The following is a 21,646-nucleotide window of genomic DNA, read 5'->3' on the forward strand; positions in this document are numbered from 1 at the left end:
AGCGTAACAGTGCATAATTGGCAGCCACCCTGTGCCGATTGGCGCGTTACGACGGCTGGTCACTGCGCACGAGCCAGCTACCGCAATGTCATCTCGAGGCTGGTGTAGCCGCGCACGGTGGCCGTCAGCACGCGGTCCCGGGCGCCGATCGTGTAGTTGGGGAACTTCCTCGCGACGTACTCGAACACCAACTGCGCCTCCCGTCGTGCGAGCCATTGGCCCAGGCAAATGTGGATACCCCAGCCGAAGTAGACGTCGGTACCCCGCGGCCGGTCCAGAACAAAGCGATCGGGATCGGCGTAGCGACGTTCGTCGCGGTTGGCACTGCCGAGCAGCAGCAGCACCCAGTCGCCGGCGTCCATCGTGACGCCGTGCTTCTCAACGGGTCGGGTCAAAGTTCGCGCCACCCAGTGACTCGGGGTGTCGAACCGCAGGGCCTCGTTGACGGCGGCAGGGATCAGCGACGGGTCGCCGACCACTCGTCGCCACTGGTCGGGGTGATCGTGAAGAGCCACGAGCCCGTTGGAGATCAGCTTCTGGGTGGTTTCAGAACCCGCGGCCGACAACAGGTTCGCGAACATCAACACTTCGTGAGGTGACAGGGCGCGTTCGCCACCGACTTCGGGATCGACGAACGTCGAGTGCAACACGATGCTGATCAGGTCGTCACCCGGGTCGGAACGCCGAGCCTCGATGAGCCCGCCGATGTAGTCGCTGATCTTGCGGTTGGCGTCGATGGCGCTCTGCGGCATCGCGACCTCACCCTCGTGCCGGGTGAGGAACGCCTCCCACCACACCCTGAGCTGGCTGCGGTCGGCGGAGGGTACGCCGAGTAGGTCGCCGATGATGTCGGTGGGGATCGAGAACGCGAACGCCTCCATCGCGTCCACGGTGGAGCCGGGCTTCAGTTGGTCCAAGTGGTAGTTGACGGTGCGTTGCAGCGCGGTCTCCATGGCCGCTACCGCTTTCGGCGTGAAGAATCCTTTGAGCACTCCCCGAATGCGATCGTGGCGCGGCGGATCCATGGAGATGACCGAATATTTGCGACCGTCATCGTCCGGATTCTCCGGTGCCGGGCCCAATTTGGACGAGTAGGTCTCCCAGTCACGTAGAGCGCGGGACACGTCGTCGAAGCGGGACAGCACCCACCACCGGCTGTCGGGGTCGCGATAGACCGGAGCTTCGTCGCGCAGCCGCCGGTACACGGGGTAGGGGTCGTCGAAGACCGCCTTCGAGAACGGCGAATACATCAGCTCGCTGGTCGCTGGCACGCGTTGACTCTAACATTGGGCTGCACAATAGAACGAATGATGACCTTTTGTTCAGCCAAGGCTGTCGACGCGTCGGTCAGATCCCGATGCGCTCGGCGAGCAGCGCTCGGTGCTCGTCGGGTGCCCCGAACAGCAATTCCGAGGACTTCGCCCTTTTGAAGTAGAGGTGCGCGGGATGCTCCCAGGTGAATCCAATGCCGCCGTGAATCTGGATGTTCTGCAGAGCAGCATCCACGTACACCTCCGAGCAGTACGCCTTCACCATCGGCGCCAGTAGCGACAGGCCGTCGTCGAGCTCGGCGGCCGACCAAACCGCGTGATACGCAGCCGACCTCGCCGACTCGACGCCGAGCATGATGTCGGCGCATCGATGCCTGATCGCCTGGAAGGATCCGATCGGCCGGCCGAACTGGTGGCGCACTTTCGCGTACCCCACTGACATGTCGAGGCACGCCGCGGCGCCGCCGACCTGCTCGACGGCGAGCCCGACGGAAGCCACGTCAAGCGCTGCGAGCAGCGGCGCGGCACCAGCACCGGGTCGACCGATCAATTCTGCTGGCGCATTGCTGAATTCGATCCGGGCCATCTTTCGGGTGGCGTCGACGGTTGACTGTGGCGTACGAATGACACCGTCGGCATCGGCGTCAAGCACGAACAGGGAGGGCCCGGCGTCCGTGCCCGCCACGAGCGCGATGACGTCGGCGATGTGGCCGTCGGGTACGAACGAACGGGCCCCGGTCAGCGTCCACGATCCATCATGCCCGGTGGCATGAACTGTGGTTCCCTCGACATCGCGCCGTCCCCAGTCGTCGGTGGCGGCCACCGTGGCGATGAGTTGCCCCGAGGCGATTCCGGGGAGATGCCGCTTCTTCATCTCCTCGTCGTCGGTGAGCAGCAGCAGGTTGGCCGCGAGCACCACGCTTGATAGGAAAGGTGCCGGGAGAAGCGATCGCCCGAACTCCTCGAGTACAACGCCGATCTCGACGAACGAGTAGCCGGATCCGCCGAATTCCTCGGGAATCGCCAGACTCTGCAGGCCGAGCTGGTCGGCCATCTGCATCCACACCGATCGGTCGAAGCCGTCCGGAGTGTCCATCACGCGCCGGACTTCGGCCTCCGGTGCCTGGCGCTCCAGGAAGGACCGCACCGTGCGGCGCAGCTCCTGTTGCTCGTCGGTGAAGACGGCGATGGTCACTCAACCACCCACTGCGGGTCGCGTTTCTCGGCGAAAGCGCGCATGCCCTCGTGATAATCGGGGTGGCTCAGCTGATGTTGGAGAACGTAGCGGTAGGCGACCTCGTGCGCAGAGTGCAACCCGACGTCCAGACTCGTCCACATCCCCTTGATCGAGGCCTGCGTGGTGGCGGGGCTGAGCTTTGTGATCGCCAGCGCTATTTCTCGGACCCGGGACTGCAGCCTGTCCGCCGGCACGACCTCGTTGATCAGCCCGATCTCGTAGCCGCGTTGGGCGCTGATACGGCCGTCCTTGGTCATCAGGGCCAGTTGCATCACCATCGAGATCGGCATGCGACGCAGTAAGACTGCGGGCTCCATGGTGAACACATTGCCGACTTTGAGGTGCGTGTCGATGAGCTCGGCGTGCTCCGCGGCGATGATCAGGTCGGCGTCGGCAACCTGGTGGAGTCCACCCCCGACGACCATGCCGTTGAGCGCACAGATGACGGGCTTCCAAACCCCGTGGTGCAAGCGTGAGCCCGGCACCTTGTTGCGGATGCCGGACTCCGCGGTGGCGCGGATGTCCTGTCCGGCGCTAAAGGCCCTGTCTCCGGCCCCAGTGATGATTGCGACACGGATGTCGGGGTCGTCGCGCACCCGACCCCAGGCCCATCCGAGCTCGGTCCTCGTCAGATCGTCGGTGGCGTTGAGCCGTTCCGGGCGATTGATCGTGATGGTCGCGATGTGGTCGCTGACGTCAAACAGGATCCGCTGCAGGTCCACCATGCTCCTTCGACTCGACGAAACACTTTAGCAAAAGATGTTCTACTGTTTAGGGCATTCACCCGGTTGACGAACGAATTGACGATGAGTGTTCCACCGTGCATTATCGTCGCCGGTGGGCGTGGCAACGACGTCGTGGGAGGCCTACTAGTGAGCGGCGATCTCGAACTCAGCGAGCGCATCGCCGCTGTGCTGGGGCTCGATCCGGACGCGGCTGCAATAGAGTTCGGCGGTCAGTGGGTGAGCTGGGGATCACTCGGGACGGTTGCCGAGGGGGTTCGTGCCAGGCTCGTCGAGGCCGGACTCGGGCCGGGGACTCCGGTGGGTTTAGTGCTCCGCAACGACCCAGCCATGATCGCCGCCATGCTCGGCGTGCTTCGGTCGCAATGCTGCATCGTGACGATCAATCCCTCGCACGGCGACACCGGGCTCGCCGTCGATATCGCCAGGTTAAAGCTTCCCGTAATCGTGGCAACCGAAAAGGATTGGGCGCGAGTCGGAGTCGTGGAAGCAGCGGACGGTGCCCTGGGATTGAGCGTCAGCGTGCTGCCGGACGACGTAGCCACGCTCGTCGGCCTCGAGCGCTGTGGTCCAGGGCCCTTCCGCACGGTGCAACCAGGCACGGCGGTCGAGATGCTGACGAGCGGGACCACGGGACCACCCAAGCGAGTCCCGCTGGCGCAGAAGGCATTCGAACGAAGCATCAGCGCGGCCGGGAAACATTACGGGTCCAAGGGTGACGATGAGCCCCGACTAAGGCCCGGAGTGATGATCGTCAGTTCTCCGCTGGTCCACATGTCGGGCCTCTTCCGCACGCTGCTGTACCTGTGCCAAGGCAGGAAAGTGGCTCTGCTGGAACGATTTCGGGTCGAGCCGTTTGTCGAACTGGTGTTGCGGCATCAACCCCGGGCGGTCAGTTTGGTGCCCGCCGCGCTCGCGATGGTGCTGGACGTCGACGTGGCCCCGGACGTCTTCGACTGCGTCCAAGTCGTCACATCCGGCTCGGCCCACCTGCCCGTCGATCTGCAGATTGCATTCGAAGACAGGTACAACGTGGCGGTACTTCCCTCCTACGGGGCCACCGAATTCGCCGGCGGTGTTGCGGGATGGACGCTCGCGCTGCACCGCGAGTGGGCCGAAGCCAAGCGCGGCAGCGTCGGTCGGGCCCAGCCTGGTCGCGAGATCAGGATCGTCAGTCCTGAGGACCGCCGCCTCCTCGAGGTCGGCGAACAGGGACGAGTCGAAGTGCGCACGGCCGACGGAGAATGGGTGCAAACCACCGACCTCGGTCGTGTCGACAGCGACGGATTTGTGTTCATCGACGGCCGGCTCGACGACGTGATCATCAGGGGCGGATTCAAGATCACGCCAGCCGACATCGTCGACGTTCTGCGTGCGCACCCGGACGTCCACGATGCCGGCGTGACGGGCATGCCCGACGCTCGCCTGGGATCGGTCCCGGTGGCCGCAGTCGAACTCAAGTCGGGACACTCCGCGACACCCGACGAGCTGCTCGACTTCGTCCGGCACCGCGTGAGCAAGTATCAAGTGCCGACCCGCCTCGCCGTTGTCGACGTGTTGCCGCGGACACCGTCGATGAAGGTGAGCCAGCCGGGTGTGCGGGCCATCTTCGAAGCAGAGGAGGAAGTGCGATGACCACGCTGCGAGGATCGTCGGCGATCGTCGGCGTCGCCGACGAGGTTTCGCCTAGCGGCGTCATCGATGTCCCGATCCGGGCGCTGGAAGCTACCGTGATCAAGCGTGCCCTCGACGAGGCCGGTTTGACGCTGGCTGACGTCGACGGCCTGTGCTCCAGCACCGGTGGCACGCTGATGCATTCGCTGGAACTCGCTGAACAGCTCGGAATCGCGCCCCGGTGGACCGATTCGACCCAGACCGGCGGCGCGAGTTACGGACTGTACGTCGAGCATGCGGCGGCGGCAATCGCGGCGGGGCTGTGCGAGACGGTGGTCATCTCCTACGCCTCGACGCCACGCGCCGCGCGCAAGCGCGGTGAGAAAGGCATGGGAATCTTCGCATCGCCCGAGCGTCTTGAGTGGGAGACTCCGTTCGGCTTGTTCCTTCCCATCGGGGCTTATGCGCTTGCAACCAGCAGACATATGGCCGCTTTCGGGACCACCGCCGAGCAGCTTGCTCAGATCGCTGTCGATACCCGACAGTGGGCACAACGCAACCCGAGGGCGCACTTGCGTGAACCGCTGACCGTGGACGAGGTGCTGAACTCCGGCTTCATCGCCGAGCCCCTGCATAAACTCGAGTGTTGTCTTGTGACAGACGGCGCGGCCGCCATCGTCATGACAAGCGCCGAACGGGCAAAGTATCTCGGGGGGACACCGTGTTATGTGCTCGGTGCGGCGTCCGCGGCGACGCACACGTCGATCTCGCAGATGCCCGACCTCACCGAGACCCCGGGCGCGATCTCTGGGCCCGCCGCATTCGAGGCCGCGGGTCTGACGCCGTCAGACATCGACGTCGTCGAGTTGTACGACTCGTTCACGATCACCGTGCTACTCGCGCTGGAAGATCTCGGGTTCTGCAAGAAAGGTGAAGGCGGGCCTTTCGTCGGGGACGGCGTGCTGGCCCCCGGTGGAGCGCGCCAAGGACAGACCACCGGAGGCGGACTGTCCTATACCCACCCCGGCGCTTTCGGCGCCTTCCTTCTCGTCGAGGCCGCTCGTCAGTTGCGCGGCGAATGCGGGGACCGCCAAATCCGGTCAGCGACAACGGCGCTCGCCCATGGATGCGGGGGAGTACTGTCTGCGACCTCCACCGTCATTCTGGGAACAGAGGACGCGCTGTGAAGGAGATGCCATGACCGAGAACCGATCTGTACCCGCGCCGAGCCCCGCGTCAGCGCCCTTCTGGGCGGCGACGGAGCGCAAAGCGCTGAGTATGCAGCGTTGCGCCACGTGCCGACGCCTGGTCTGGTACCCCCGGTACGCCTGTCCGCACTGCGGCAGCGGCGAGCTGTGCTGGGAAGACCTCAGCGGGCGGGGCGTCGTATACGCGGTCAGCGTCCATCACCGTTCCCCGACTCCCGAATTGGCTGACCGGACGCCGTATTCCGTTGTACTGGTTGACCTCGAAGAGGGCGCGCGGATCATGTCCAACGTCTTCGGCGCTGCGCCGAAGATCGGCGACAGCGTGCGTGTCGTGTGGGAACCGCTGGCCGACGGCCGGCACTTACCGGCCTTTGCGCCCCTCGACGGGTCGGGCGTGGTTTCGTGACGTCGGGACTCACTGTCCGCGACGACGGGGCGGTGCGATGGCTCATCCTCGACCGGCCCGAGATCGGCAATGCGGTCAACCGCGCCATGCAGCGTGAGATTGTCGAACAACTCAGCTCGATCAGCGCGGACCACGCCGTGCGCGCAGTTGTGCTCACCGCCAGCGGATCTCGGCATTTCTGCACAGGCCCTGACCTGAGTGACCCCGAACTCGCACCCAGTCGCGACCGCGTCGCCGGCGACGCAAGCCGGATTCTGCGCAACGGCTCGCAGGCGGTGGTGGCGGCACTGCTGGACTGCGAGAAACCCGTCATCTGCGCGCTGAACGGGGTTGCCGCGGGTGTCGGATCCAGCATGGCGTTGGCGTGTGACCTCATCATCGCTGCGCGCAGTGCACGGTTGATCACGCTGTTCGTCAGGCGCGGCCTGATCCCTGACGGCGGCGCCTCATATCTGCTTGCGCGCAAATTCCCGTTGAACGTCGCCAAGGAACTGGTGTTCTTCGGCGACGACCTCTCGGTGTCCGACGCGCATCGTCTCGGCGTCGTCAACAAGGTCGTGGACGACGAGGAACTCGAGTCGCAGACGAGCGCATGGGCGCAACGACTCGCCGATGGACCGACGAGAGCGCATGCCGCCGCCAAGGCGATGCTCAATCGAGCGCTCGACGGCGACCGCACCGCGGCATTCTCCACCGAAGCGCTGCTTGTCGAGCAGATCGCGGGCACCGACGACGTCGCCGAGGGAGTCGCCGCATTCAGAGAGCGCCGTCCGCCGCAATTCCGCGGCCGCTGACCCATGGTGGTCGAATGCGCTGCGTAGCTGAAGGATTGGCTTTTCCCGAAAGCCCGATCGTGTCATCCGATGGGTCGGTCTTGGTGTCGGAAATCGCCGCGGGACGCATCAGCCGAATTCAGCCAGATGGACGAGTCGTCACCTTCTGCGAGACTGGCGGAGGTCCCAACGGCATCGCGTGGCTTGCCGACGGCAGGCTGCTGGTGTGTCAGAACGGCGGCCAGAGCTTCGGTCTGCGGCCCTGGCCTCTCGACATACCGGGAGCAATACCCCTCCTACTGCCGTGCGGGCCACCCGAGCATCCGGTGACACCGCAACTCCAACTCGTCTCTGCAGACGGCACGACGACCTCGACGTTGGCGACGTCTTTCATCTCCACCGCCGGGGAAGAGTTGCCGCTGGCCCGGCCGAGCGACGTGTGCGTCGATGACGCCGGCGGCTTCTACCTGACCGAGGGGATCGCGATGCGCGGTCGCATGCGGGGGATGACCGGCCTGCTCTACGGGACGCTCGACGGCGGGTTACGTGAGCTCGTCTACCCCCTCGAGTTACCTAATGGGGTGGCACTCTCACCCGACGGAGGCACGGTCTACGTCGCGGAGACGCGCACTCGAAGAGTCTGGGAGTTCGAGGTGCTCGGGCCCGGCCGCCTGGGGCGTGGGCGGACGTTCGCCACGGTGCCAACCGGCGGGCCGATGAATTTTGGTGGCGCAGACGGGCTTTGCGTCGACGCTGCTGGTCGTGTGATCGTCGCGACCATCGGCGCTGGCGGGGTCACGGTATTCGCTCCAGACGGCGAGTTACTCGGCGCGATCACCGCGGACGACCCGATGACCACGAACGCCGGCCTGAGCCAAGACGGTCGGTCGCTGTTCATCACGCTGGCATCGTCAGGGAGGCTGGTCAGGGTGGACGACTGGGCCGACGCCCTGCACTAAGTTCGGGCGCGTCAGCGGGGCATGCCCAATCCGGTCGTCGAGATGAGATCGCGTTGGATCTCGCTGGTTCCGCCACCGATACGGTGCAGCAGCGACAACAGCAGGCCCTCCGAAAAGTGGCCGTGCAGTAGCGCGTCCGGATCGTCGGGCAGCAGTTGTCCGCGGGGTCCTAGCAGCCGGGCTCCGAGATCGCGCAGTTCGACCGTGAGTTCGGAATGGTAAAGCTTGGACAACGAGGCCAGCGAAGAGTCGAGTGTGCCTGCCGCCTGGTTCACCGCCACCCGATACGACAGTGCCCGCCCTGCCTCGACCTTCCCGATGATGCGCGCCAATGCATTTCGATTGACAGGCGATGCCAAGGGATCAGCGGCGCTGCCACGTTGCCCGTGACACCAATCGACAAGCTCGTCGAGATAGCGCTGCGCTTGCGCGGCTCGGGTGATGTTGGAACGCTCGAAGTCGAGCAGCGCCTTCGCGACGCGCCAGCCCTCACCCTCGCCGCCTACCATGTTGGCTGCGGGAACTCGAACCTCGTCGAAGAACTCCTCGGCGAAGGTGGGATATCCCGCCACCGACCGGATCGGCCGTACTGTGATGCCGGGGCTTGAGAGGTCGACGAGAAAGAACGAAATCCCCTCCTGCCGTTTGGCTCCCAGCGGACGGGTTCGTGCCAGCACGAAAATCCAATCCGCCATCATCCCGTTGCTGGTCCAGGTCTTCTGCCCGTCGAGCACGTACTCGTCGCCGTCGCGGCGGGCGGTCATCTTCAGCGACGCGAGGTCCGAGCCGGCTTCGGGCTCCGAATATCCTTGTGCCCACATGCGTTCCGAGCGTGCGATCAGCGGAAGATGCTCGGCCTTCTGCTCCGGGGTTCCGTACTGGAAGAGTACGGGAGCCAGCATGTTGACCCCGTTCTGGTTCACCAGCGGAGCCCCCGCGTAGGCGAGTTCCTCCCGGATCACCACCTGCTCGACGACACCCAGGCCGCCGCCGCCGTAAATGACCGGCCAATGTGGGATGAACCAGCCCTTCGCGTGCAGCTTCCGGCAGAACGCGATCGCACGTTCATGCATGTCGCGAGGCAGGTAGTCGGCGTTGGCCGCAGTTCGGCGGAACTCGTCGGGCAGATTCTCGTTGAGCCACGACCGCACCTGCACGCGCAGGTCGGCGGTTGGCCCGTCCAATCCGAGAGATACCAATTGCCGCAACGGCATTCGATCACCCACCTCCGCCATCAGCCACGGGGCAGCCCGAGCACGCGCTGGGCCACGATATTTCGCTGCACCTGGGCGGTACCGCCGTAGATCGTGGCGGCGCGCGACCAGACGTAGACGTCCCAGTCGAGTCCCTCGCGAACAAGGGGCGCGGCGCCCCGAAGATCCATCAACGCGTGCCCGACGACCTGGTCGGCACGCGCCATCAGCAACTTGTCGACAGATCCTTCGGCGCCCGGCAGCGTCCCGGCGAGTCGATCGGACAGCGAACGCTGCACCTTCACCTGAAGCGCCCGAAGCTCGGTGTAGGCCTCACCCAGCCGGGCTCGTGTGTGCGCTGTGTTAGGCACCCGGCCCGCCCGGACGTCGTCCTCGAGAGTGGCGACGTGTGATGCCAGCCTGCTGATCCAGTTGATGTCGCTCGGCCCCCGCTCGTAGGCCAGCAGCTGGTTGGCGATGCTCCACCCTTGGCCCCGTTCGCCGAGCAGGTTTTCGGCCGGCACCTCGACATCGTCGAACGTCACCTCGGCGAACTCGCGGTTCCGGGCCGCGTTGACGATGTTCCGGACCTCGATACCCGGGCTGTTCATGGCTACCAGCAGCACCGAAATGCCCTTGTGCTTGGGCTGGTCTGGATCGGTGCGGCAGAGCAAGAAACACCAGTCGGCGACCGCGGCGAAACTGGTCCAGATCTTGCGCCCGGTCACCCGGAAATGCGGTTTGCCGGCGCTGTCGACGTATTCGGCCTTCGTGCGCAGACCGGCAAGGTCTGAGCCGGCATCCGGTTCGCTGAAGCCTTGGCACCAACGAACTGCTCCCGAGAGCAGTCCGGGCAGCAGGTTGGCGCGTTGCGCATCGGTGCCGAACAGTCGAAGGGCGTTGGTCATGTGCCCGACACCCTCGATCGGTGGCGCACCGGCACGTCCCAGCTCGTCGTTGAGGATGGCCTCGTACACCGGTGAGAGGCCTTGGCCGCCATACTCTTTCGGGAAGGAGAGCCCGATATATCCCGCTGCATGCAGCGTCTGGTGCCACGCGTTGGCGGCGTCCGCTCGCGCGGCGGGGTCCTCGGGTACCGGGTGTTGGGGAGCGGTGGCGGCCAGCCAGTCGCGCAGCTCGGAGCGAAACCGCGCTTCTTCCGGGGTGTCGTTGAAGTCCATAGCCGCTACGCGACCTCCGGGTCCTGAAGCCGAAGCCGTGCGATCTGGTCGTACTGGGCGATTTCGTCGCCGAGCAGGCGGCGATCAAGCAGCGTCCGCCGCAACCGGACGTGCGAGACGTGGCCCCACGTGATCGCGATCCCGCCGAAGGCCTGAACTGACGCCTCGACCACGTCACGTCCGGCCGCGGCCGCATACGCTTTGGCGGACCGGGCGGCGAGCAACGCTTGTCTGGGCGGTAGCTGGTCGACAGCCCAGGCTGCGTGCCACACGCAGGATCTGGTGCCTTCAACTCGAACCAGCGCGTCGGCAAGCAGATGCTGCACGGCTTGGAATGTTCCGACAGGGACGCCGAACTGGACCCGTCCACCGACGTAGGAGACCGCGTCGTCGAGCGCGCCCTGCATGACGCCGAGCAGGTCGGCGGCGACCGCGGTCAACGCGAGTGCGTGTGCACGGTCCCAGCGGTCGCGGTCTATCGCCTCACCGACTTGGACAGGCTCGCCGACGCTGAGTTCGACCAGTGAGGTGGTCAGATCAAGTGCCGGCAGCGGTTCACCGTTGAGCGGTAAGGAGACCAATCGGTGAAGGTCTCCGTCACGCTCGACCGCAAGTGCCTCCGTTGCGCCGGACGCGTCGAAGCAGACCGCACCGGACTCGATCCCCGCAAAGTCCTGCAGGTCGCTCGCCAAGACCGGTGCCAGGCGTCGTGATCCCTCGGCGACCGCATCCAGTAGGTCGAGCGCGCTCGCCGCAGCCAGCAACTCGGGAACGATGGCCGCTTGACCGACCACAGGTACGGCGGCGAGTGTCCTCGCGAATTGTTCGAGGCAAAGGGCGGTTTCGACGCCGCTGCCCTCCGGCCCCAGCGCGTCAGGTATGCGCAGCGAAGGAAGCCCGAGTTCGACGACGCGCCGCCACTGCTCGTCGATGACCTCGGCGCTCAGCGTCAGATCGAGTTCGGCTTCGCTGGGATTGACGGTGGCGACCTTGTCGGCGATTTGCGCGGCGGTCTCCGACAGCAGTCGCTGTTCGGGAGTCAAGGTGACGTTCATCGTGGTGTCGCGGGCTCCGTCGGTTGCAGGTTCGCCCGAGCGGCGTAGGCCTGAACTATAGAACGATCAATGTCCGATTGTTACATGACGCCAGAGGTGTCCGTCAGCCGATCCGGCGTGCTCGGGTGCGGGCGCCGGTGCGCTCGATCCGGGCGATCGACGGGCGCACCAGATCGACGGCGCTCTGCATGATCGCGATCAGGTCGTCAGCGCCCTCTCCAGCGACCCAGGTGTCGATCGCGGCGCGATTGGCACCATTGATCACCGTCGCGGCCAGACGGGGTCGCAGGTCGGTGTCGGCGTCGGCGCCGAGCCAGCGCGCCACTTCGCCGGTGAGCTGATCGATCCATTCGTCATTGAGTCTGAGCATGGTTGCTCGCAACGCGGGGTGGCCCGCGTACATCTGTGCGCGTACCAGGAACATGTCGGGTTGGTCGCTGATGGCTTCGGCCACCGCGTTCGATGCCTCGGCGAGCGCGCCCCACAACGACGGAGACTCCGATGCGCGGAATCGCCTCGTCGCCTCGTCGAGTCGTCTGGTGTAGCCGTCGAAGAGAATGTCGTCCTTCGACGCGAAGTGATGGAACAACGTCCGCGGTGCCACGCCTGCCTCCGCGGCGATCTGCTCGACAGTGGTTCCCTCGTAACCGCGTGCGCTGAACAGCGCGATAGCCGCGGTGATCAGTGCGTTGCGGTTGCGTTCGCCGCGTGCCCGTCGTTGGTCCATCGATCGGTCACCGTCCTCCGATGGTCGCCACACCGGCGGCCAGCGCGACGGTTCCGTTTTGTGTCGTCCGGAAACGGACTTCGGAGTCACGCTGCCACATCTCAGTGACCAGTGGCGCGTCCAGCATGACCGGCTTGGCGAATCGGCAACTGATCGCGCGCAGGGAAAGCGGGTCACCGTTGCCGAGCGAGTTGATCAGCGCCCGCGCCGCGAATCCAAACGTGCACAGGCCATGGAGGGACACGTCGTCGAAGCCGGCTTTGCGGGCTGCCTCCGGATCGATGTGAAGGGGGTTGCGATCGCCTGACAGGCGGTAGACGGCGGACTGTTCGGGTCTTACCGTGTCGTGGAAAGCCGCAGAGGGCGGCCCCTGGGGATCCTCGGTAGCAGCCGGTCCCCGGTCGCCGCCGAATCCGCCCGCACCGAGGACCATCGTCTGTCCGATCGCGGTGAACAGGGGGCCGTCATCGTCGGCGCCGGTAGCGGTCACTTCGATGGCCGCGTGCTTGCCTTTGTCCCACACCGCGGTCACCACGGCCGACACCACCGCTTGGCCGCGGGCCTCGATAGGTCGGTGCAGCTCTAGCGCCTGACCGCCGTGAACGATGGGCGACGAGCCGAGCTGTAGGGCGTTGCGCAGATCTTTGACCGCCCACCAGTTGGCCAGCAACGCGAATGTCGGCAGCACGGCAGGCCCGCCGCGCGTCTCGTCCAGTAAATGTGTCTCAGTCGGTGGGCGTGCCCCAACGCCCAGCGCGTAGAGGATCGTGTCGGTTTCCGACCAGCTGAAAGTCGTGGGCTCCAGGGCGAATCCGATCGCCTCGGTCAGTGTCACGCATGCCTCCTGAAGTCGGGATCGGAATGAACGGATTGACGCAAGTTGTTCAATCGTGCAATATAGTTGCACGAACTGCAACTACTTTCGGGAGGCTTACCGTGAAATTCGGCGTCTTTATCCTCGGCGACAAACCGAATCACCTCAGCGATCAGGAAGTACTCGCCAACGTTCTCGAAGAGGCGCAGTGGGCCGAGGAGCTGGGTTACGACGAGATCTGGCTGGCCGAACACCACTTCTCGCCCTACGGCATGCTCGCCGACCTGCCGCTGGTCGCCGCCGCTATTGCGGCGCGCACCGAACGCGTTCGCATCGGAACTGCCTGCATGGTGGCGCCCTTTCACAACCCGATCCAGCTGGCCGAACGTATCGCCATGGTCGATGTGCTGTCCGGCGGACGCTTCGACGCGGGATTCGGCCGCGGATACCAGGCCCATGAATTCAAGGGTTTCGGCGTACCGATGGACGAGGCCACGGGCCGCTATCAGGAGTGCGTCGAGATCGTGAACCTGCTGCTGACCCAAGAGAACGTCAGCTATGCGGGCAAGTACTTCCAGATCGAGGACGTCACCGTGTATCCGCGACCCGTCCAGCGCCCGATCCCGGTGTGGGGCACCGTGATGAAGACCCCGTCCAGCTTCGAATGGCTGGCCGACAAGGGATTCGGCGCGATTATCGGCAATCCCTATCAGGTTGATCCGGATCTGCAGGGGGCGCTCGACATTTACCTCGAAACGCAATCGAAGAAGGGACTCGACGCCGCGACGGGCAATGTGTGGGCTCTGCTCAATGCGTTCTGCCACCAGGACGACGATTTCGCGCGCAGCTACCCGCGCGACAGCGTCGAATTGTCCATCCAGACTCACCGTAAGTACTCGAGCCCGTTCGAGCGTGGCGGCGAAATTCCCGCCGACTACAAGGCGTACTCGGATTGGTTCGACAAGCACGACAAGCAGTCGTATGAGCAGGTGCTGAATTCGCATCTGACGTTGATGGGTGACCCAGACCGGATCGTTGGCAAGATGAAAACGGTCATCGACATGGGTTGGCGCAACATCATGCTGCGCATGTCGCGCGGCGGTGCGATGGACCGCGGCAAGGTCTATGAGTCCATGAAGCTTTTCGCCGAAGAAGTCATCCCCGCGGCAAGTGAGCTCGCGGCGGCGCCGGCCTAGGCTGTGGCCGCGACGAGGCCCGACGACCTGCGCGATGCGAGGGAGCGATTGGTCCTGCGTCACGTTCAGGCCGAGAATGACCGCGACATTGACGCCGTCATGGCGACCTTCACCCGTCCCCGCTACGAGATCATTCCCACGGGAAAGGTGTTCGACGGCGAGTCGGCGGTGCGGGCGATGATCCTTGCGCAGTGGAAGGACCTGCCGCCCGTGCAGTACTCGGCTGTCGCGATCTACCACGGTGACGACGGGGTCGTTGTCGAGACGCGGACCAGCGCCCCGGATACCTCGATCGACATGCTCAGCGTGAACGTGTTCGGGTTCGACGGAGCAGGTTTGGTACTCGAGCGGTGTTACTTCGACCGCCTACAGGTCGGCGCGCAGCTCGGCTACCAGACCGAATAGTCGCCCGTCACCGTAAAGCTAAGCGCCGCAGTTGGTTTCGGGGGATAACCTCCCGGCAGGCCGGAGTAAGATAGACGATCGAACAAATACCGTCATGTTGTATACTCGCTCCGGCGTTGCCGCAGACTGATGAGGAGTTGACATGGCTGTCACCCAAGAAGCAACCGTCTCGCGTGACGTCGAGCTTGCACTGAAGCTATACCGCGCGATGGCGCTGGTGTCGAAGGCCGACGCGCGCGTGCGTAAGGCGTTGTCCTCCGGTGAGGCGGCGATGAGCTACTGGCCTGTGCAGGGACAGGAGGCGATGTCCGCCGGTGCCATGCTGGCGCTCTCCGGTGCAGATCAGCTCGTCACCACCTATCGAGGTCTCGGCGACGTCGTGGCGAAAGGGATCGACCTCCCCGGCTATTTCGGCGAGCTTCTCGGCCGCTCGACCGGGCTTTCGAGGGGCAAGGCCGGCGCCATGGGCATCTACGACCCCGAGCACGGTGTCGCCTGGACCACAGGCATTGTCGGGGCGGGGCCGCTGATCGCGAACGGCATCGCGCTGGCCGCCCGTCACAAGCGGACGGGGCAGGTGGTGCTGGTCAGCTTCGGCGATGGCGCCACCAGCATCGGCTACGTACACGAGGCGATGAACATGGCCGCCCTCTGGAAGCTACCTGTGGTCTTCTTCTGTCAGAACAACGCGTGGGCCGAGAGCACGTCGTTCGAGCGTTACACCCGCACCGCGCGCCTCTCGGATCGGGCTGCGGGCTACGGAATGCCAGGCGTGACCGTCGACGGGACCGATCCGCTCGCGGTGTTCGACAGGGTCAGCGAGGCGGTGCAACGGGCCCGCTCCGGCGAAGGGCCCACGTTTGTCGAGGCGGTGGCATATCGGCTCCAGGGCCACTACTTCGGCGACGCGATGGCGTATGCCGACCAGGACGAGCTCAAAGCCAAGCGGGCCGACCCACCGTTCGAGAGGTATCGCAACCAGCTGATCGCCGACGGCGTGGCCACCGAGTCGCAACTCGATTCAATCGACGCGGAGCTGGCGGCGAGCGTCGACGATGCCTTCGTCTCTGCGCGTGACGCGGCCCCGCCCGCCATCGACGAGCTGAACCGAGACGTATTCGCGAGCAACGGATCCGCGCACGCATCTGCCGACCAAGTGCACGTCCCGGTCCCGAGTGGTGAGACCGAAGAACTAGGGCTGGTTGCGGCGATTCACCGAACCCTGGACCGTGCGATGCAGGCCGACGAGTCCATCGTGCTGCTCGGCGAAGACATCGGCGATCCGTCCGGCGGCGGGATGTTCAAGGTCACGGCGGGGCTGTCGTCGAAGTACGGAGAAGACAGGGTGCTCGACACTCCCATAGCGGAGTCGTCGATCATCGGCGCCGCGGTCGGCGCCTCGCTCGGTGGCCTGCGCCCGGTGGCCGAGCTCATGTTCATGGACTTCCTCGGAGTCGCGATGGACCAGATCGCGAACCACGCCGCCAAGGTGCGGTACATGTCCGGTGGTCGCCAGGGCGCACCCATGGTCATCCGCACGATGGTGGGAATGGCTGCCGGGCCGCAACATTCGCAGGCTTTCGAGGCGTGGGCAATGCATACTCCGGGCCTGAAAGTGGTCTGGCCGAGCACCGCCGCCGACGCCGCAGGCCTGCTCAACGCCTGCCTTCAGGACAGCGATCCGTGTCTGTTCGTGGAGTCCATGAAGTTGTATTACGGCGGCGGCAAGGGCCCGGTCCCGCTAGCGGACTACGTCATTCCGCTCGGGCAGGCCGATATCAAGCGAGAGGGCTCCGACGTCACCGTCGTCACCTACGGGGTAATGGTCCACGCCGCGCTCGAGGCAGCCGAACAGCTTGCCGCCGAACGGCTCTCGGTCGAGGTCGTCGATCTGCGAACACTTGTCCCGCTGGACTTGTCGACGGTACTGGAGTCCGTGCGAAAGACCACGCGATTGGTGGTAGCGCACGAGTCCGTCGGGTTCTGCGGACCGGGTGCGGAGATCGCCGCCGCCGTGGGAACCGAACTCTTCGGTGTGCTCAGCGCACCGATTCAACGCGTCGCCGGGACGTTCACCCCCGTCCCTCGGGCCGCCACGCTGGAAGCCGCGTGCCGCCCGGGTGCTGCCACCCTGATTGATGCGATCCGGAGGATCACGTGACAGACGTCCGGCTACCCAAGCCCGGTGACGCAATCACCGAAGCCGAAGTCACCGAGTTCTTCGTCGAGGAGGGTGCGACCGTCAGCGAGGGTGAGCCGCTGTATTCGATCGCCACCGACAAAGCGGAGATGGATATCGAGTCCCCTGCGGCGGGCACCATTTCCTGGAAAGTCGAGGAGGGCGGAACCTACGAGGTAGGCGCACTCATCGCCGTCATTTCATGACCACGCTGCCCGCCCACGTCGACCTCGCAGCGAAGGAGCTGTCCGCGACGATCCACGGGGACACGCTGACGGTGACGATCAATCGGCCTGAGAAGCGAAACGCGTTGACGGCGGACGGTTATCACGGGATCAAACGCGCCGCGATGATCGTGGCCGACGAACCTGACCTGAACTTCCTCGTGATCACCGGTACCGGCGACGTGTTCTGCGCCGGCGGTGATATGAACGCGGTCTCCAACCCCGATCGGCGGTGGGATGCATTCACGGAGGCATACGACGCGACCCCGTTCGAGACGCTGGGCAAGATCCCGAAGATCGTGGTGTGCGCGGTCAACGGACTGGCACTCGGCGGCGGGCTTGTCATGACGCTCTACGCCGACCTGGTCATTGCCTCCGATCACGCCCGACTGCGCATACCGGATCTGACGCGCGGTGTCTACGAGGCGTTCGTCGCCGCCCGGATCCCGCAACGCGTCGGCACTTTACGGGCGAATCACCTCATCTACGGCAACGACTGGGTCGAGGCATCTGAAGCGGAGCGACTGGGGCTGGTCGGCAAAGTGGTGCCGCACGACTCGCTCGCCGCCGAGACCGCGGCGTTGCTCGATCGGGTGCGCAACACCGGGCCGGCCGCCCGTGCGTCGATGAAGCGGGAGATGTTCCGCGCGCTACCGCCGGTCGACGTCTCCGGCTACTGGGCGTCGATGGGCACGGCCGAACAGATCGAGGCCTTCACCGCTTTCCTCGACAAGCGAGCACCGGACTGGCCGACGACCTCTGACCGCGAGGCATTCGTCGCGACCCGCCGACCTGCCTGGGCATCAGACGACCAAGACTTCCGAAAGGGCTGAATCCCATTGATCATTACTGAATCGACGGGGCCGATACGATGACCGAGCTTGCGCAGGGCACCGCCGACGTAACCGGGTGCGACGAGATACTGGTGGCTAACGACGGCCCGGTCCGTATCGTCACGCTGAACAACCCCGACAACGCGAACGCGGTGAACAACCGGATGCACGGCGCGTTCGCCCGGTTGTGGGCGACCCTCGGGGAGGACGCCGACGCCCGCGCGGTCCTGCTCACCGGTACTGGTGACTTCTTCTCTGCGGGAGGCGATCTCGTCGAGTGGTTGCACACTCACGTCGAGAATCCGGTCACCCGCCGCGAGGGCATGCGCGATGCCCGTCGAATCGTACGGGACATGATCGACTTTCCGTTGCCGATTGTGGCGGCGGTGAACGGTCCCGCCGTCGGGTTCGGCTGCAGCATCGCTGTCCTGTGCGACCTCGTGCTGATGTCGGACCGATCGTTTTTCGCGGACACCCATGTGGCGAGCGGCCTGGTCGCCGGCGACGGCGGGTCAGTGCTGTGGCCGTTGCTGATGAGCCTGATGAGGGCCAAGGAGTATCTGATGCTCGGCGAGCGGATCACGGCCGACAAGGCCGTCGAGCTCGGGCTGGCGATTCGGGTCGTGCCGCACGCCGACATCAAGTCCGAAGGGCTGGCTCTCGCTCACCGACTGGCCGCGCTGCCCGCGCGTGCCGTGCAGGACACCAAGCGCACCCTCAACCTGCACGCCGAACGCGCGGTGACCGCGATCCTTGAATTCGGCATCTCGGCGGAGACGGAGTGCTTCACGACGCCGGAGCACCGCGCCGCGATCGACAAATTCCTCAGCCGCAAGTGAGCACGCCGGAGGAGCCGCTGGTCTTGGTCGAGGACCGCGACGGAGTCGCGCTGATCCTGCTGAACCGTCCCGCGCAGCGAAATTCGCTGCGGTACGAATCCTGGACCGAGCTGTCGGCTGCGCTGTCGGGCGCCTCGGACGCACGGGGCATCGTGGTCGCAGGCGCGGCAGGATTCTTCTGCGCGGGGGGCGATCTGAAGTCCGGCCCGGCCCATGGCGACGGGCCGATGGGACCAGCGGGACGGGTCGAGCATACGCAGCGGGTAATGGCGCAGTTGCGCGACAGCGCGGTCCCGACCATCGCCGCGGTCGAGGGGGCCGCTGTCGGTCTCGGATGGAGCCTCGCGCTGGCGTGCGATCTGGTGATCGCCGCGCGCGATGCGTTCTTTTCTGCACCGTTCGTAGCCCGGGCGGTGGTGCCCGACGGCGGGCTGGCGTGGCGCTTGACCCAGCAACTGGGCCGACACCGCGCCTCGTCGCTGTTGTTGCGCGGCAATCGGTTACCAGCCGAGGACGCCCATCGGATGGGCCTGGTTACAGAACTCGCCGAACCCGGTGCCGCGATCGACGACGCCGTCACCACCGCTTGCGAACTCGCGGAGGCAGACTCGGGCGCGGTCGAACTGACCAAGCGGCTCATCGCGTCTGTGGAAGCGGCCCAATTGGCGTCATTCCACCCGTTGGAACTGGCGGTCGCTACGGTCGCGCAGCACCGCTCGTCCGCCGCCGCAGGCAGGGCGCAGTTCGGCAGCGCTCAGCCATAGTGCAACTAAACAACATCTGTAATACTGTTCCGTGAAGAAAGGACGGTGTCGATGACCGCGACGGACCTGCGCTGGGATCCTTTCGACCGCACCTTGCACGCCGAACCGTATTCAGTGTGGAAGCGCATGCGCGACGAAGCGCCGGTGTACTACAACTCCGAGTACGACTTCTACGCTCTGAGCAGGTTCGACGACGTGATGGCGGCATCTCTGGACACCGATTGCTTCTCGTCCGAACACGGCATCACCCTCGACATGATCACCGAAGATCCCTGGGGATCCCCCAAGGCGATGATCATGATGGATCCGCCCGACCACACGTACATGCGGAAGATGGTCAACCGCACGTTCTTTCGCAGCCGGATCGCCAAGCTCGAGGATCACATCCGAGAGCTGTGCCGGGGCTACCTGGACCGGCACGTCGGCACCGCGGGATTTGACTACGTGCGCGATTTCTCCGCCAAGCTCCCCGTGATGGTGATCAGCTCACTGCTCGGCTTTCCCGAGGGAGACCACGACAACCTACGCGAGTGGTCCGATGCCCAGGTCCACCGCGACGAGGGCAACCCCGAGCGCAGCGCCGAGGGCGATCAGGCTTCGGCGAACCTGTTCGACTACTACCGCCAGCAGATCGAGCTACGACGGCAGCATCGTACGGCCGACATCGTCAGCGACCTGATGGATTCCGATCTCGTCATGCCTGACGTCGATCCACGCCGCCTCGACGACGGCGAACTGCTCGTCTTCATCGCGATGGTCAACGTCGCAGGCAACGAGACCGTCGCGCGACTCCTCGGCTGGGCGGCCTTGACGCTGGCGCGCAACGCTGACCAGCGCGCCAAGCTCGTCGCGGATCCCGGCCTGATCGGCGGTGCGGTGGAAGAACTACTCCGCTACGACGCACCGTCACCCATACAGGGACGATTCACGTTGCGCGACACCACGTATCACGACACGGTGATACCCGCCGGATCGAAGGTGGCGTTGCTCACAGGGTCAGCGGGTCGTGACGAACGTCAGTACGAGAACCCCGAAACCTTCGACGTGACCCGAACGGGCATCCGGCACATCAGTTTCGGCCACGGGTCGCATTTTTGCCTGGGTGCCGCTCTGGCCAGGCTGGAGGCCAGGGTGGCTATCGAAGAGACACTCAAGCGATTTCCAACGTGGACCGTCGACGAGGCCGCCGTCGAATACGTCCACACCAACTCGGTCAGAGGCCCGGCCAGCGTCCCCATCACATTGTGACGACCGCCGCGTTTGCCGACCAGGTCGCTGTCATCACCGGCGCGAGCGGCGGCATCGGGCGAATCCTGGCGCGGCGTTACGCCCAACGCGGCGCGACGGTGGCCCTCATTGCACGGCGACCGGACGAACTCGAGCGGACGGCTGATCTTGTCGCCGCGGAGGGCGGCGTCGCCTCCGTCCATGTCGCCGACATCCGGGACGAGGCGCAATGTGGTGACGTCGTCGCCGCCGTGCTGGCCCGGTGGGAGCGACTTGACATCCTCGTCAACAATGCGGCCGTGCCGGGCGTCGACCAGTCCGTCTCCGAGGCCACCGTCGAGAACTGGCAGGACGTGCTCGCCACCAACCTGGTGGCGCCGATGGTGTTGGCACGAGAAGCGCTGCGGGCAGCCATGATTCCCGCACAGCGTGGCAACATCCAGTTCGTCTCGTCAGCCGCGGCCCGCAGCGTCCAGCCCCGCAAGGCTCACTACGCTTCGGCCAAGCTGGGCCTGACTGCGCTCGCTGAGACGCTCGCTCTCGAGGTGGGTGGCTTCGGAATTCGGGTGAACACGATTGTGGTCGGAAGCGTGGCAGGCGAACTGCTCGACCGCTACGTCGCGCGCCGCGCGCAAGAGGAGGGCCTGGATGCCGGCGTGTTGCGGCAGCGGGTTGCATCACAGAACAAGCTGGGTCGGCTGGTGCAGCCGGACGAAGTCGCCGAGGTCTCGATGTGGTTGGCCTCTGATGCTGCGTCGGCGATCACGGGCCAGGACGTCAATGTGACCGGAGGCTGAC

22 protein-coding genes are annotated in these 21,646 nt (G+C 65.3%); 14 read left to right on the forward strand and 8 right to left on the reverse strand.

Features of this window, described 5'->3' with window-relative positions; genetic code table 11:
• Positions 1-77 precede the first annotated feature (77 nt).
• The 3 genes from MKK62_RS08855 to MKK62_RS08865 form a co-directional block, all read right to left on the reverse strand.
• The gene (locus tag MKK62_RS08855; RefSeq protein ID WP_240261430.1) at positions 78-1,271 is read right to left on the reverse strand and encodes a cytochrome P450; all 1,194 of its coding nucleotides are present in this window, start codon (positions 1,269-1,271) and stop codon (positions 78-80) included.
• A gap of 76 nt (positions 1,272-1,347) precedes the next feature.
• Entirely contained in the window at positions 1,348-2,466 is a 1,119-nt protein-coding gene (locus MKK62_RS08860; RefSeq protein ID WP_240261429.1) for an acyl-CoA dehydrogenase family protein, read from the reverse strand.
• On the reverse strand, positions 2,463-3,233 hold the full coding sequence (locus tag MKK62_RS08865) for an enoyl-CoA hydratase/isomerase family protein (RefSeq protein WP_240261428.1): 771 nt from the start codon (positions 3,231-3,233) through the stop codon (positions 2,463-2,465). The genes MKK62_RS08860 and MKK62_RS08865 overlap by 4 nt, the downstream gene beginning before the upstream one ends.
• An 81-nt stretch (positions 3,234-3,314) precedes the next feature.
• On the opposite strand from MKK62_RS08865, the gene MKK62_RS08870 reads away from it, so the two are divergent.
• Genes MKK62_RS08870 through MKK62_RS08890 form a run of 5 tightly spaced genes read left to right on the forward strand, consistent with a single transcriptional unit; the run spans position 3,315 to position 8,211 of the window.
• Positions 3,315-4,886, forward strand: coding sequence for a class I adenylate-forming enzyme family protein (locus tag MKK62_RS08870; RefSeq protein WP_240261427.1), 1,572 nt, complete (start codon positions 3,315-3,317; stop codon positions 4,884-4,886).
• On the forward strand, positions 4,883-6,052 hold the full coding sequence (locus tag MKK62_RS08875) for an acetyl-CoA acetyltransferase (protein ID WP_240261426.1): 1,170 nt from the start codon (positions 4,883-4,885) through the stop codon (positions 6,050-6,052). The genes MKK62_RS08870 and MKK62_RS08875 overlap by 4 nt, the downstream gene beginning before the upstream one ends.
• 10 nt (positions 6,053-6,062) lie before the next feature.
• Positions 6,063-6,479, forward strand: a complete 417-nt coding sequence (locus MKK62_RS08880) for a Zn-ribbon domain-containing OB-fold protein (protein ID WP_240261425.1) — start codon at positions 6,063-6,065, stop codon at positions 6,477-6,479.
• Positions 6,476-7,273, forward strand: a complete 798-nt coding sequence (locus tag MKK62_RS08885) for an enoyl-CoA hydratase/isomerase family protein (protein ID WP_240261424.1) — start codon at positions 6,476-6,478, stop codon at positions 7,271-7,273. The genes MKK62_RS08880 and MKK62_RS08885 overlap by 4 nt, the downstream gene beginning before the upstream one ends.
• A gap of 59 nt (positions 7,274-7,332) precedes the next feature.
• The gene (locus MKK62_RS08890) at positions 7,333-8,211 is read left to right on the forward strand and encodes an SMP-30/gluconolactonase/LRE family protein (protein ID WP_240261423.1); all 879 of its coding nucleotides are present in this window, start codon (positions 7,333-7,335) and stop codon (positions 8,209-8,211) included.
• A gap of 11 nt (positions 8,212-8,222) precedes the next feature.
• On the opposite strand, the gene MKK62_RS08895 is transcribed toward MKK62_RS08890, so the two are convergent.
• The 5 genes from MKK62_RS08895 to MKK62_RS08915 form a co-directional block, all read right to left on the reverse strand.
• Positions 8,223-9,425 (reverse strand): acyl-CoA dehydrogenase family protein, encoded by a 1,203-nt coding sequence (locus MKK62_RS08895; RefSeq protein WP_240261422.1) that lies wholly within the window; start codon positions 9,423-9,425, stop codon positions 8,223-8,225.
• Between the two features lie 20 nt (positions 9,426-9,445).
• On the reverse strand, positions 9,446-10,585 hold the full coding sequence (locus MKK62_RS08900) for an acyl-CoA dehydrogenase family protein (RefSeq protein WP_240261421.1): 1,140 nt from the start codon (positions 10,583-10,585) through the stop codon (positions 9,446-9,448).
• Between the two features lie 5 nt (positions 10,586-10,590).
• Positions 10,591-11,640, reverse strand: coding sequence for an acyl-CoA dehydrogenase family protein (locus MKK62_RS08905; RefSeq protein ID WP_240261420.1), 1,050 nt, complete (start codon positions 11,638-11,640; stop codon positions 10,591-10,593).
• Positions 11,641-11,743: 103 nt separating this feature from the next.
• The gene (locus MKK62_RS08910; RefSeq protein ID WP_240261419.1) at positions 11,744-12,367 is read right to left on the reverse strand and encodes a TetR/AcrR family transcriptional regulator; all 624 of its coding nucleotides are present in this window, start codon (positions 12,365-12,367) and stop codon (positions 11,744-11,746) included.
• A gap of 7 nt (positions 12,368-12,374) precedes the next feature.
• Positions 12,375-13,202 (reverse strand): MaoC/PaaZ C-terminal domain-containing protein, encoded by an 828-nt coding sequence (locus MKK62_RS08915; protein WP_240261418.1) that lies wholly within the window; start codon positions 13,200-13,202, stop codon positions 12,375-12,377.
• A 101-nt stretch (positions 13,203-13,303) separates the two neighbouring features.
• Between MKK62_RS08915 and MKK62_RS08920 the strand changes: the two genes are divergently transcribed.
• The 9 genes from MKK62_RS08920 (at position 13,304) to MKK62_RS08960 (ending at position 21,645) form a co-directional block, all read left to right on the forward strand.
• On the forward strand, positions 13,304-14,377 hold the full coding sequence (locus MKK62_RS08920; protein ID WP_240261417.1) for an LLM class flavin-dependent oxidoreductase: 1,074 nt from the start codon (positions 13,304-13,306) through the stop codon (positions 14,375-14,377).
• A gap of 3 nt (positions 14,378-14,380) precedes the next feature.
• Positions 14,381-14,782: a nuclear transport factor 2 family protein gene (locus MKK62_RS08925; RefSeq protein ID WP_240261416.1), complete on the forward strand. Its 402-nt coding sequence runs from the start codon at positions 14,381-14,383 to the stop codon at positions 14,780-14,782.
• Positions 14,783-14,924: 142 nt separating this feature from the next.
• Positions 14,925-16,943, forward strand: a complete 2,019-nt coding sequence (locus MKK62_RS08930) for an alpha-ketoacid dehydrogenase subunit alpha/beta (protein WP_240261415.1) — start codon at positions 14,925-14,927, stop codon at positions 16,941-16,943.
• On the forward strand, positions 16,940-17,167 hold the full coding sequence (locus tag MKK62_RS08935) for a biotin/lipoyl-containing protein (protein WP_240261414.1): 228 nt from the start codon (positions 16,940-16,942) through the stop codon (positions 17,165-17,167). The genes MKK62_RS08930 and MKK62_RS08935 overlap by 4 nt, the downstream gene beginning before the upstream one ends.
• Entirely contained in the window at positions 17,164-18,018 is an 855-nt protein-coding gene (locus MKK62_RS08940) for an enoyl-CoA hydratase/isomerase family protein (RefSeq protein WP_240261413.1), read from the forward strand. Before MKK62_RS08935 ends, MKK62_RS08940 begins: the two co-directional genes overlap by 4 nt.
• 38 nt (positions 18,019-18,056) lie before the next feature.
• The gene (locus MKK62_RS08945; protein ID WP_240261412.1) at positions 18,057-18,857 is read left to right on the forward strand and encodes an enoyl-CoA hydratase/isomerase family protein; all 801 of its coding nucleotides are present in this window, start codon (positions 18,057-18,059) and stop codon (positions 18,855-18,857) included.
• Complete coding sequence (locus tag MKK62_RS08950; RefSeq protein WP_240261411.1) at positions 18,854-19,621, forward strand: enoyl-CoA hydratase/isomerase family protein; 768 nt, start codon at positions 18,854-18,856, stop codon at positions 19,619-19,621. The genes MKK62_RS08945 and MKK62_RS08950 overlap by 4 nt, the downstream gene beginning before the upstream one ends.
• 51 nt (positions 19,622-19,672) lie before the next feature.
• Positions 19,673-20,869 (forward strand): cytochrome P450, encoded by a 1,197-nt coding sequence (locus MKK62_RS08955; RefSeq protein WP_240261410.1) that lies wholly within the window; start codon positions 19,673-19,675, stop codon positions 20,867-20,869.
• The gene (locus MKK62_RS08960) at positions 20,866-21,645 is read left to right on the forward strand and encodes an SDR family NAD(P)-dependent oxidoreductase (protein WP_240261409.1); all 780 of its coding nucleotides are present in this window, start codon (positions 20,866-20,868) and stop codon (positions 21,643-21,645) included. The genes MKK62_RS08955 and MKK62_RS08960 overlap by 4 nt, the downstream gene beginning before the upstream one ends.
• Position 21,646 lies beyond the last annotated feature (1 nt).

Source organism: Mycobacterium paraterrae, from assembly GCF_022430545.2.
GTDB classification, from domain to species: Bacteria; Actinomycetota; Actinomycetes; order Mycobacteriales; family Mycobacteriaceae; genus Mycobacterium; species Mycobacterium paraterrae.

Bases quoted from the DNA above. Each gene is read 5' to 3' on its own strand.
- MKK62_RS08865 (WP_240261428.1), bottom strand. From the start codon at position 3,233: ATGGTGGACCTGCAGCGGATCCTGTTTGACGTCAGCGACCACATCGCG.
- MKK62_RS08870 (WP_240261427.1), top strand. From the start codon at position 3,315: ATGAGTGTTCCACCGTGCATTATCGTCGCCGGTGGGCGTGGCAACGAC.
- MKK62_RS08875 (WP_240261426.1), top strand. From the start codon at position 4,883: ATGACCACGCTGCGAGGATCGTCGGCGATCGTCGGCGTCGCCGACGAG.
- MKK62_RS08880 (WP_240261425.1), top strand. From the start codon at position 6,063: ATGACCGAGAACCGATCTGTACCCGCGCCGAGCCCCGCGTCAGCGCCC.
- MKK62_RS08895 (WP_240261422.1), bottom strand. From the start codon at position 9,425: ATGCCGTTGCGGCAATTGGTATCTCTCGGATTGGACGGGCCAACCGCC.
- MKK62_RS08900 (WP_240261421.1), bottom strand. From the start codon at position 10,585: ATGGACTTCAACGACACCCCGGAAGAAGCGCGGTTTCGCTCCGAGCTG.
- MKK62_RS08905 (WP_240261420.1), bottom strand. From the start codon at position 11,640: ATGAACGTCACCTTGACTCCCGAACAGCGACTGCTGTCGGAGACCGCC.
- MKK62_RS08910 (WP_240261419.1), bottom strand. From the start codon at position 12,367: ATGGACCAACGACGGGCACGCGGCGAACGCAACCGCAACGCACTGATC.
- MKK62_RS08930 (WP_240261415.1), top strand. From the start codon at position 14,925: ATGGCTGTCACCCAAGAAGCAACCGTCTCGCGTGACGTCGAGCTTGCA.
- MKK62_RS08940 (WP_240261413.1), top strand. From the start codon at position 17,164: ATGACCACGCTGCCCGCCCACGTCGACCTCGCAGCGAAGGAGCTGTCC.
- MKK62_RS08945 (WP_240261412.1), top strand. From the start codon at position 18,057: ATGACCGAGCTTGCGCAGGGCACCGCCGACGTAACCGGGTGCGACGAG.
- MKK62_RS08955 (WP_240261410.1), top strand. From the start codon at position 19,673: ATGACCGCGACGGACCTGCGCTGGGATCCTTTCGACCGCACCTTGCAC.